Source organism: Euzebyella saccharophila (genome assembly GCF_014855495.1).
Lineage (GTDB): Bacteria > Bacteroidota > Bacteroidia > Flavobacteriales > Flavobacteriaceae > Euzebyella > Euzebyella saccharophila.
This window is the reverse complement of the sequence record NZ_JACYFJ010000004.1, coordinates 34,057-45,872: the sequence shown is the minus strand read 5'-3', so window position 1 is coordinate 45,872 and position 11,816 is coordinate 34,057. Positions and strand designations below refer to the sequence as shown.

The window sequence follows — 11,816 nt, the reverse complement described above, 5'->3', positions numbered from 1 at the left end:
TATTGATGATGAAAAATCTCTCCATTAAATCTACACTCTTCGCGGTAATTGCCCTGTTTTTAACTGCATGTCAAACGGATGATAATACAAGTGAAGGGCCTATTCCCTTTACAGCCGATGTTTTTAATTCCGTAAATGGAAAAAAAGTCGCTTTTCAGGGTTTGACAAATAATGCGGTAAGCTGGAATTGGGATTTTGGTGATGGCAGCACTAGCAACCAACAAAATCCGGTGCATACGTATGCAGATTCAGGCTACTATACCGCCACATTGACGGCTACCGATGCTACTGGCGCCACCTTAAGTAAAGAAGTACAATTGGCCCTTGATATCACTCCCTATGTATTATTGACGGGAGGTGCTACCGATGACGATGGAAAAACCTGGAGACTTTCTAGTGCCCATTCTGATAGTGACTATTTCGGAAATACCGATGCGGCTTTAAGTCCGTTTGATGGGGCTCCCAATCCTTTACCCGCGGGTATTTTTGGTGCTGGGCTCGGTATGGCAGAGGTTTATGAAGATGAGTTCACTTTTTATTTTGATGGAAGGTATGAAATGGATTTGAAGGCCGACAATGCCGCTTTTAGTGGCTTGGTCTACCAAATTGTAAATGACGGTGGTGCCAGTATCGTTAATAATGGTGGTGCGGACTTTGGCTTGTGTACGGCCAGTTTTACCCCAGATTCGGATGCTACCTTCAGTTATGCCGAAAATGCTGCTTTGACCGTTTCTTCGGTCTATGGCGCAGGCGGAAGCTTAACGTTTGAAGATGTGAGCTATTTAGATTTTGAAGGGATGGCCTATCTCGGACTTTTAGATTTCGAGCGCCGGGTAATGATTCAAGAAATTAATGACACCAGCATGCGTATGGTGATGTTTTTAGCAGCCTCGCCAGACTTTATTGGTGTGGGCACCAATGTGGTTATTCTAACATTTGAAGCCGTCCCATAAAAATTTCCAATCCAGCAGAGATATACAACCAATTTCCAAAGCACTATTATGAAAGAAATTAATCAAAAGAATAGGTCACCATATACGAAAAGCCTGCTAGGTTTATTTCGGGTATGTTCGATAGCGGTTTTTTTATGGGGTAGTCCGTTGGTGGCTCAGACGGTTTCAGGTACGGTTTCTTCTGAGGAAGATGGTATGCCCTTACCGGGCGTGACCATTATGGAAAAAGGAACGAACAATGGGGTAACCACAGATTTTGACGGTCTCTACAATATTAATCTACAATCTGAAAATCCAGTATTGGAATATTCCTATTTAGGATTTATTTCACAAGAAATTGCGGTTTCCGGCAGGGCCAACATCAATGTAGCTTTAGAAACGAATACCCAAGCTTTGGACGAGGTGGTTGTTACTGCTCTGGGAATCAAAAGAGAGGATAAATCGTTAGGGTATTCCGTAGAAAACGTCGCCGGGGAAGAGCTTACACGTGTTGCCCAAGAAAATGTTTTAAACTCCCTATCCGGTAAAGTGGCCGGGGTTACCTTGAATAATACAGGAGGTACCGGGTCTTCAGTAAGTATGGTCATCAGGGGAGCCATTTCTTTAAGTTCTGATAACCAACCTTTATTTGTAATCGATGGGGTTCCTGTTGCCAATACACTGAACAATATTGGGGGCTTTGGCGATAGAAACCCTGTTGATTATGGTAACGCCATATCGGATCTAGACCCACAGAGTATTGAAGATGTTTCTATTCTAAAAGGTCCCAGTGCGGCGGCACTTTACGGATCTAGGGCGGGTAACGGCGTGGTTTTGATTACGACTAAAAAAGCGGGCAAAGGCCAACGTATGAAGGTGAATTTTACGTCAAATACTGTTTTTGATATTCCCTATCGCTATATCGATACCCAATCGCGTTTTGCTTCCGGATATTTCTCTTATTCACCAGAATCGGAAGGCGGTTACATTATGCCTGATGTACTGAATTCAGGGGGAAATGGTGGTCCTGAATTAGACCGAGGTTATTTCGCGGTACAATGGAATTCGCCCCTTGATGCCAATGGCGTGCCTATTCCTACCGAATTAAAATCGTACCCGAACAACATTAAAGAATTTGTACGTAACGGTATTACCACGACCAATAGTTTGACGGTGAGCAGTAGCAATGAGGTATTGAATTACCGCTTGGGGGTTACGGCTATGGATAATACAGGAGTGGTGCCTAATTCCGATTTGCAACGCAATAGTTTTTCGCTTTCAGCCTCCTCCAATATGAGCCAGAAATTGACGGTGAGTACCAATGTGAACGTGGTTCATAGTTATGCCGATAATCGACCGGCTTCTAACCGTGGTACAAATCCATTACAAGCGGCCTATAGTATTCCCGCCAACGTAAATATTCTGGATATCAAGGATTATAAACTTCCCGGAACGGATATTTATAATTTCTCCGATAATTATGAAAATCCATGGTTTTTGGCCAATGAGGTCAACAACAGCTATTCAAGGTTTCGGGTGTACGGTAATATGGCCTTGGATTGGAATCCCCTGCCTGGTCTAAATCTGAGAACCAGCTATAACTTAAACAGCTTTAGTCAAACACAAGAAACCAAAATGGCACCTGGTTACACCCGTGAACCCAATAATGGTACCTATGGTATCGCAGAAACGGAAGGTATTGAAACCAACGTAGATTTCTTAGCGAGCTACACCAAAGATTGGGAAAAGTTTGATGTTACCGTCTCGGGGGGAGGCAACTTGATGTATCAACGAAACCGTGGTTTGAGCAATTCGGCCTTTTCTAGGGCAGGTTTAATCGTTCCGAACCTCTTTACGGTCGATAATATTGCGCCAACTTCTTTGAACTACTCCAGTTTTACCTCTGAAAGGGCCATTAACAGTGTATATGCCTTGGCGAATTTTGGGGCATATGATATGCTTTATCTAGATGTCACGGCTCGTAACGATTGGTCCAGCACCTTACCCGTAGATAACAGGTCTTATTTCTACCCTTCGGCCTCGCTTAGTTTTCTGGTCAGCGAATTGGTTGATATTCCAAAAGTGGATTTATTAAAATTAAGAGGGGGATGGGCCCGTGTAGGTAACGATACCAGCCCTTACCAATTGGGTGCTTATTTTAATAATTCAGGACAGTGGGAAAATGCGGTCCTCTATAGTGCTCAGGGAAGTTTAAATACACCTGATTTGGAACCTGAGGAAGCTACCTCACAAGAATTCGGTATCGATTTGACCATGTTCGGTAACAGGTTGCGATTTGAAGGAACCTACTACACCGTTGAAAATAGAAATCAGATTGTACCCAATATTCCTATCCCAGGTTCATCGGGTTACAATAGTGTAAGCATTAATGCCGGGGTTTTGGAGAGTAAAGGTTTTGAATTGGCCTTGGGCTTTACCCCCGTACAGTCAGAAGATTGGAATTGGGACCTGAACCTGAACTATACCACCAACGAATCAATAATATTGGAACTGGCCGACGGTGTTGATTATATTGAATTTTGGAGCGACAACAAAAGTGTTTCCCGTGGCTATGTGGCCAAACCGGCCACCGGCGAAGATGGCTTGGTCGGTAATATTTATTCGCCCAAGATTAGAAGGGTAACTGATGAGAGCTCTCCCTACTATAACTACCCACTGCTAGGTCAAGGGGAAGATGCTGAATGGCTAGCTACCGAGGAAAGGGTAAAAGTGGGTAACTACAATCCTGATTTTGTTATGGGACTCCAATCGAGCCTATCCTATAAAAATTTCACTTTAAACCTAACATTCGACTGGCGTTCTGGCGGGCAATATATGTCGCAGACCTCTCGCTATTTGGTCGAAGATGGTTATGGGCAAACTATTATCGATAACTTGGTCGATCCAGGAATTTCAGAACTTGGTCCTGAGATGAAGCAATGGGTGTTAGACAATGCCGATAGATTTATTTACGGCGAGAATTTTCTTTCCATCGGTGGTCCACCGGGTGATGGCGGATTTCCGGAAAGTTTAGGAGGCAGAGTGGTGTATGACGGTATCTTCAATGCCGGTGTGGTGGGTACCCATGATGCAGACGGTAATTTCATCTTAGATTATGAAAATCTGGGAGATGTCGGAACGAACTTAATTCCGTTTTCGGTCGCCAACCCATGGGATTTTGGTACCCCGCACATGTTCGATGCCGACTATGTAAAATTGAGAGAAGTTGCACTTGGGTATAACATTCCCTCAAAACACTTGGATAAAATCGGGATCAGTGATTTGAACTTTTCCATTTATAGTAGGAATATCATGCTTTGGACAAAAGACTCTGATTTCGGAATTGACCCTGAACGGGCATTTCAAGCGGAAACTAGTTCAGGAAATAGAGGAACCCAATTCAAACAGGGTATTGAAAGATATAATGTGGAGCCTTGGTTGGTTCCTATCGGAATTAAAATTGGCCTAACTTTTTAATTGATAAAACTTCACGATGATGTACAGAATAGCGAATAAGATTGTCATAGGAATAGTAGGCATATTTGTTCTCGTTTCATGCCACGGTCTTGAAGAGTTGAACGAAAACCCCAATCAAATAGGATCCGAAAATGTGGACCCAAATTTGTTGTTGCCAACGATTATTAATGGGGTTGGTAAAAATGTGGTCAATCTTGGTTTTGGTAATATGGCCGGAGTTATGCAACATACCCAGAAAGATGGTTGGTCTAGCGGTCACAATGCTTATGATTGGAGCAATGATTCTCATAGTTGGAACGGCTATTACAGCTTATTGACCAATAATAAGACCATGATCGAAAAGGCAGAAGAAGAAAGCTTGGATTTTCACCATGGGGTAGGTTTGATTTTGAAATCATATCTCTTTGGCATGATTGCGGACTTGTGGGGAGATGCACCTTATTCAAACGCCTTAAGAGGAGATGAAGGTTCAGAATTCTTTGATGCCGAGTTTGATACCCAACAGAGCATTTACGAGGGTATTCATACCGATTTAAAAAAGGCGAATTTATTATTGAGCAATAGTCAAGACAGTTATTTCAGCATTCAGGCCAATCAAGACATTCTTTTTGCTGGGGATGTTGCCAAATGGCGAAAATTCGGTAACTCACTACTACTACGCTACTACATGCGTTTATCTGAAAAAGAACCAGGTATTGCCCGTCAAGGAATACAGGCGATTACCTCACAGCCTCAGACCTACCCTCTGATCTTACAAGCCGAGGACGATGCCAATATGCCCTATATCGGCAATACTACCAGTGATTCTTGGCCAACGAATACTAAATTTGATGCAGACCCTCAAGGAGCTTATTTCAGAATAAAACTGGCCAAAACTTTCGTAGACAAGCTGCAAGAATTGAACGATCCTCGTTTAGGCGTGTGGGCGAATAAAATAGATGTTCCCTTGGTTTTGGAAGAAGGGGCACCTGAAGGAACTGATTTTGTAGATGAAGAAGGAAAAAGACATATATCACAAGATATTGTCGATGCCTATGAAAACACGGTAGGCTTACCGGTCGATTTTGACAGTCTTTACGTGGGACTTCCGACGGCTCTGACTTTTGGGGCTTCCTATAACTTGAGTGAAGACGTCAATCAAGGTACCCGCAACTTACATGTTTCTCAATTGAACGATATCTATAAAGAAGCGAGTGGACCATTATTACAGTCCAGACTAATATCCGCATCGGAGGTTAATTTTATATTGGCCGAAGCGGCGGCCAAGGGCTGGATAAGCGGTAGTGCCGAGAATTATTACAATGAAGCTATCAAACAATCCTTTGCCGCTTGGGGTGTTAGTGGTGACTACGATGACTACATTGCTAACGGAGGGGCATACTCAGCGGAAGAAGATATCATTGTTCAAAAATGGATTGCCAGCTGGTCTGCAGCTACCGAGGCCTGGTTCGATTATAGAAGAACGGGGCTTCCAGAATTGGAAACGGGTCCGGCATCGAAAAGAGCGGCCTTGCCCTTACGGTTCTATTACCATATTGATGAGATAGACAATAATCAAAATTCTTCGGAAGCAATCGACCGATTGGAGCCTACTCAATTTAAAGGTGACGATGCCAGTTACAATAGTGCATGGTCAAAGTTTTGGTTATTACAGGGCACCAGTCAACCTTATTGATAATTAGTTGTTTAGAGGCTTTTTAGGCGTTTAGTGTAGAATTGCCCTTTATGGTTAAAATTTAATGTGTTTCCCGTAAAATTATGGTAGTATGTCAACTAACTAAGGGTTTACTTTGGTCTAACACTAATTAACCGAACTATGAATTCGCCTTTGAAAGGGGTCATTCCGCCCATGGTTACTCCCTTATTGCAAAACCTTCAACTTGATGTAAACGGACTAGAAAATTTAATATCCCATTTATTACAGGGCGGGGTACACGGTATCTTTATTTTGGGTACCAATGGAGAGGGTCCTAGTTTGGGGTACGAAGTACGCAGGCGGTTGATTGTTGAGTCTTGTAGAATTATTGATGGTCAGGTACCTGTTATGGTCGGTATTACCGACAGTTCGTGGTCTACGGTAATTGAAATGGCTCATTTCGCTGAGCAAGCCGGAGCCGATTATCTAGTACTGGCGCCGCCTTATTACTTTCCTATCACCCAAGATGAAATGATAGGGTATCTTGAAAAGTTAATTCCAGAATTACCGTTACCTGTCGTCATCTATGATATTCCCGGTTGTACAAAATTACACCTGAACCTAAAAACCATTCAATCCGCCAGAAAATTAGGCATCCAAGCGCTCAAAGATAGTTCAGGAGACCTTGGTGCTTTGTATACGATTATGGATGCCTTTAAAGAGGATCCTGAATTCTCAATTATAGCCGGAGCGGAACTGTTCATGTCCGATGTTTTAATGAATGGTGGTCATGGAGTTGTTGCTGGTGGAGCCAATATTTTTCCCAATTTGTTTGTACAACTGTATGAAGCATCTATAAATAAAGATTTGGAAACTGTTGCGAGACTACGTCATAAAGTACTTCAGTTACAGAATAGCATTTACATGCTTGATGATTCACCTACAAATAGTATTCGAGCCATTAAAAGCTCGCTTTCTGTTATGGGAATTTGCTCCGACCAGATGGTACCTCCCTTAGAGAGCTTCCCAGAGACGAAGAAAAAAATTCTTGCACAACGTTTATTTCAGTTAGGTATAAAAGAGAATGCCGGTTATGAAAATCAATAATTTGCTACCAATACTGTTCGTAGCTCTTTGCCTCGCTACTGCTTGGGCCATTCGAGGGCAGTTCGGTCATGAGCAGGGAGCCGCATGGGCAGGTGCAATAGGCGGTACTGCATTGGTGATTGCTTCTGGTCGGGAAGATTGGTATCCAAAAATGCTTTTGGTGGCATTGGCTTCGGCCATAGGTTTGGGTGCCGGCGGAATGATTAGCTATGGTCAGGTCGTAGGTTATGGTCGTTCTGACGACTTTCTGAACGCTTATTACGGACTGGGGATGCTCTTTGTCATAGGAGGTTTGTTCGGATTGTTGGGAGGGGGGCTGGTCGGTTTGGTCTTGGACTCCACGGAGGAAAAGAAGGTGAAATGGGGAAGTTTAATGGCCGAAATGACCGCTGGAGGCATTTTGTGTTACTATTTTCTCATCCAACAGATTGGTTTTAAAATGACCCCACCCAGGTCCGAGGCTTGGGCCGTAATACTTGGTGCGGGTATGGCCATGATCTGGCATATGGCTCGAGAAAATAGAATAGCCCCGCTAAGGGTTGCTATGTTCGCTACCCTTGGAGGAGGATTGGGCTTCGCCTTTGGCAATTTTCTTCAGATAGTCGGAAATGTGCTGGAAATACCTTTTAATATGTGGAACGTAATGGAGTACTGCATCGGTTTTATGGGAGGTACGGGAATGGCTTACGGAGTCTTTTCTTCTAAATGGCCCCATAAGCCCACACCGACAAAACCGTGGTGTAACAAAGCGGCACTGGTCTTTTTAATTGTTTTTATTCCCTTGATTGTGTTTAGGGAGTCATTGGCGTACAGTCATATGCTCCGTCGATTGGGGGCATCATTTGACGTTGAAAAAATAGCAACTGCCAGTACAGCCATGGCGGCATTATTGCTGTTGGCAATGGCACTTTTATTATGGGTCAAGCTGACTGCCCAAAAGTTAGGTAGAAGCCAATGTGTATGGTTCCTTTTTGGTTTATTAGGTACGTATACCGCTGTAAGTTATTTGGTCTCTGGGCTTTTGTTAGGCAATTCACCCATTAATCACCACTTATATGTACTCAATATTTTGGCTGTGGCCTATATTTTAGGAAAAATACAAATGCAAGTAAAATGGCAGCAGATAAAAACCTTACCTGAAAATTGGATTTGGGCCATTCCTGTAGTGTTGGTTATAGTTGCTTTTTTAGCTCTAATCGCCATTGGTATCCATGGAGAACTTCCGGGTGCCAATGAACGTTTTTAATACTTAGCGGAAGTTTTTACGATAATCGGAAGGCGTCTTGCCCATACTAGATTTAAAGTAATGGTTGAAATTAGCTAGGTTGTTATAGCCACTTTCAAAACATATTTGGGTAATCTGTTTGTCGGTTTCCGCCAATAGCTTGGCAGCAATTCCTACACGAACATTTTTTACATATTCCATAAAGGTGAGTCCGGTCTTTTTCTTGAAAAAGCGACAAAAAGAACTTGGGGCCATGTTCAGAACATCGGCGGCATCTTCAAGTTTTATTCCCTCCTGTATATTTTGAAAAACATACTCGTATACTTTATTTACTTTTTCAATGTTCTTTGAAAAGACCGAAGATTTGTTCACCGGGTTGGCCAAAATTTCTCTTTCTTCCACTTTCAAGAGGTAACTGAATACCTTTAAAAGTCCTATAAAATAGTCCAAACCGTCGCTATGGGAAAGTTCTCTTAGGGCTTCACAGATTTCACGGTCGTTTTCTGTTTTAAACCGAACTCCTCTATTGGCCTCTTTGAGCAAATTGACCACCTTCTCAAGTTCGGGAATCTTGAAGAAATTGGAATCGGCCACATTTTCCGAAAAATGGGTGACAATACACGTAGCTTCTTGGTCTTTCTCCGTGTCGAGCAATTCCCAACAGTGAGGTAATTCTGGACCTAGTAGCACAAGATCTCCCTTTTCAAAGTTAGATATGTTGTCGCCTACGATTCTTCTCCCTTCACCAGAGGTAATATAGTTCAACTCAAAATTTTTGTGCGAGTGAATTCTGGCATTGGAAGAAAGGGGGAGTTCTCTCGATATGAAAGAATGATTATTAGGAACGTATATTTTTTCGAAAACGAATTCCATATATAAACATATTTAACTCTTATTTCAATATTACGTAATTAATTTCTAATTGAAGGTTAAAATTACATGTGTTTTGTGTAAAATAATTGTGGTGAATAGCGTCGTTATCGGTTTACTTTGTAGGATGTAAATTGAAAATATGAAATTAAATTTGAGGGGTATTATACCTCCAATGGTGACCCCTTTAAAGGCTGATGGATACCTAGATGAAGAAGGACTGAAGAATTTGGTCGAACATCTGATATCGGGCGGCGTTCACGGTATATTTCTGTTGGGAACGAACGGTGAGGCAACTAGCTTGACTCACGATGCCCGAAAGATACTGGTTTCGAAAGCCTGCAAAAATATTGATAATAGGGTACCGGTTTTAGTAGGTATTTCCGATACGGTTTTAGAAGATTGTGTGGCGATGTGCAATCATGCCAAATCTTGTGGAGCCGATGCCGTGGTGATAGCTCCACCTTATTATTTACCGATCTCTGAAGACGAGTTTTTAGATTTTATGCAGGCCTTGGTTCCTCAATTATCTTTGCCATTTGTACTTTACAACATGCCCAGCTGTACCAAATTACATTTATCTGTACCAACGATTAGGAAAATTAAGAATTTAGGCGCTATCGGTATAAAAGACAGCTCTGGAGATTTAGATTATCTTTTAAAATTGATAAGCGAATTTAAATCGAGTCCAGACTTTGCCATCATTGCGGGTACGGAATCTTTTCTGTCTACCACCATTTTACATGGGGGGCATGGGGCAGTGGCCGGAGGGGCTAATTTCTTCCCCAAACTCTTCGTTGAGCTATACAATGCTTCCCTCAACGGCGAATTGCTGAAAATCGAGCAATTGAATGAAGAGGTCAATAAATTATATCATACTATTTATAATGTAGGATCTTATAGTTCAAAAATAACCAAGGGAACCAAATGCGCTTTGGCAGTTTTGAATATTTGTGAAGACCACATGGCCCTTCCTTTAAAAAAGTTTAGCGATATTGAATGCCAGAAAATAGCCACGTATGTTCAAAGTTTTCAACAGACTTTGGCCCTTTAAAATCCAAAACAAATGAATTATCAGCTAGGAACGGTAGACACCATTATTCTTGTGGTCTATGGATTGATTATGGTGGCCATGGGGGTCTATTTTTTAAGAAAAACCAAGACTTCTGAGGAGTTTATGGTGGCTGGTATGGGCATACCTTCATGGGCAGCGGGTATTGCTGTGATGAGTGCATATACCAGCAGTATTTCGTATATAGCCGTTCCGGGAAAGGCATTTGACGATAATTGGCACCCCTTAATATTCGCGCTTACCGCCTTGCCGGTCGCCTGGTTCGTTACTAAATATGTTATTCCCCATTACAGAAAACACAAAATTATATCGGTATATAAATACTTGGAAGAAAAAATTGGGAATTGGGGCCGGATCTATGCCTCTTTTTCATTTGTACTTTTTATGATAGGTAGAACAGCGGTCATACTTTACTTATCGTCGTTATTACTTACTTCCTTTATTGATTTGGATATACGAACCCTCATTGTGATTATTGGTGTGCTTACCATTGCCTACACCTTGATGGGGGGTATGGAGGCCGTTATTTGGACAGACGTTCTACAATCCGTAATCATGATCGGAGGTCTTTTGTTCAGTGCCTACGTTTTGACCACTGAGGTCTTCTCTCGACCCGATTATTTGATTCAAAAAGCTTTTGATGCGAACAAGTTCAGTTTGGGGGATAGTTCTTTTTCCTTTGAAAGCAGAACTATTTGGGTGATGATCATTTATGGGGTTACCGAAAATATAAGAAACCTGATGGCTGACCAGAATTACACGCAGAAATACAGTGCAGTCGCCACAGAGGCAAAAGCTAAACGCTCTGTGTGGATAGCCATGTTAATTTATTTGCCACTTACCGCCATTTTTCTCTATATAGGCACCACCATGTTCGCTTTTTATTCCGGAGCAGGAAATGTATTGGATGCCGCTATTACCAAAGGAGATGAGGTATTTCCGTTTTTTATCGCTACCGAATTACCGGTAGGTCTAAAAGGTTTAATTATCGCCGCAATTTTGGCGGCATCCATGAGTACGGTCGATTCGGCCCTGAACTCGTCGGCAACAGTCTTGTATTTAGATTATTTTAAACGCTATTTCAAACCCAATGCTTCCGAAAAGACCAGTATTGGCTTCTTAAGGTGGACAACCGTAATTTGGGGTGTTCTTGGAGTTGGTTTTAGTCTATTATTGATCAACGCCGAAAGTGCCTTGGATATTTGGTGGCAGATTTCCGGTATTTTTGGCGGTGGAATTCTTGGACTTTTTCTATTGGCCATTTTCAATGTGAGACCCAAGTTTTGGCAAGGAGTTACCTCTGTTTTATTTAGCGTTCTAATTATCATTTGGGGAACTTTTTTTAGGGAGATGCCAGATTCATACCAATGGCTGCAATGTACCATCGATCCCATTATTATTGGGGCCATTGCTACCGCGGGACTCATTGCACTAGCCTTGGTTTTTGTAGGTCTGAATAAGTGGGGCAATCATACTCCTGATATTAAAAGTGCTTAA

The 11,816-nt window shown here is 42.2% G+C and carries 8 protein-coding genes; 7 read left to right on the top strand and 1 reads right to left on the bottom strand.

All coding sequences use genetic code 11. From position 1 onward, the window contains the following. Positions 1 to 5 precede the first annotated feature (5 nt). The 5 genes from IL355_RS12795 to IL355_RS12775 all read left to right on the top strand — a co-directional run bounded on the left by IL355_RS12795 (position 6) and on the right by IL355_RS12775 (position 8,398). Positions 6 to 953: a PKD domain-containing protein gene (locus IL355_RS12795; protein WP_192462521.1), complete on the top strand. Its 948-nt coding sequence runs from the start codon at positions 6 to 8 to the stop codon at positions 951 to 953. A gap of 48 nt (positions 954 to 1,001) precedes the next feature. Further along, entirely contained in the window at positions 1,002 to 4,409 is a 3,408-nt protein-coding gene (locus IL355_RS12790) for a SusC/RagA family TonB-linked outer membrane protein (RefSeq protein WP_192462520.1), read from the top strand. Positions 4,410 to 4,425: 16 nt separating this feature from the next. Further along, complete coding sequence (locus IL355_RS12785) at positions 4,426 to 6,084, top strand: SusD/RagB family nutrient-binding outer membrane lipoprotein (RefSeq protein WP_225621231.1); 1,659 nt, start codon at positions 4,426 to 4,428, stop codon at positions 6,082 to 6,084. Positions 6,085 to 6,225: 141 nt separating this feature from the next. Next, on the top strand, positions 6,226 to 7,152 hold the full coding sequence (locus IL355_RS12780) for a dihydrodipicolinate synthase family protein (RefSeq protein WP_192462519.1): 927 nt from the start codon (positions 6,226 to 6,228) through the stop codon (positions 7,150 to 7,152). Beyond that, positions 7,139 to 8,398: a hypothetical protein gene (locus tag IL355_RS12775; protein ID WP_192462518.1), complete on the top strand. Its 1,260-nt coding sequence runs from the start codon at positions 7,139 to 7,141 to the stop codon at positions 8,396 to 8,398. Before IL355_RS12780 ends, IL355_RS12775 begins: the two co-directional genes overlap by 14 nt. Before the next feature lie 3 nt (positions 8,399 to 8,401). Here the strand turns inward: IL355_RS12775 and IL355_RS12770 are convergent, their stop codons facing one another. Beyond that, positions 8,402 to 9,250, bottom strand: a complete 849-nt coding sequence (locus IL355_RS12770; RefSeq protein WP_192462517.1) for an AraC family transcriptional regulator — start codon at positions 9,248 to 9,250, stop codon at positions 8,402 to 8,404. 139 nt (positions 9,251 to 9,389) lie between these two features. Here IL355_RS12770 and IL355_RS12765 point away from each other — a divergent pair, with 139 nt between their 5' ends. Both IL355_RS12765 and IL355_RS12760 read left to right on the top strand, forming a co-directional pair. Continuing rightward, entirely contained in the window at positions 9,390 to 10,301 is a 912-nt protein-coding gene (locus IL355_RS12765; RefSeq protein ID WP_192462516.1) for a dihydrodipicolinate synthase family protein, read from the top strand. Between the two features lie 12 nt (positions 10,302 to 10,313). Beyond that, on the top strand, positions 10,314 to 11,816 hold the full coding sequence (locus IL355_RS12760) for a sodium:solute symporter family transporter (RefSeq protein ID WP_192462515.1): 1,503 nt from the start codon (positions 10,314 to 10,316) through the stop codon (positions 11,814 to 11,816).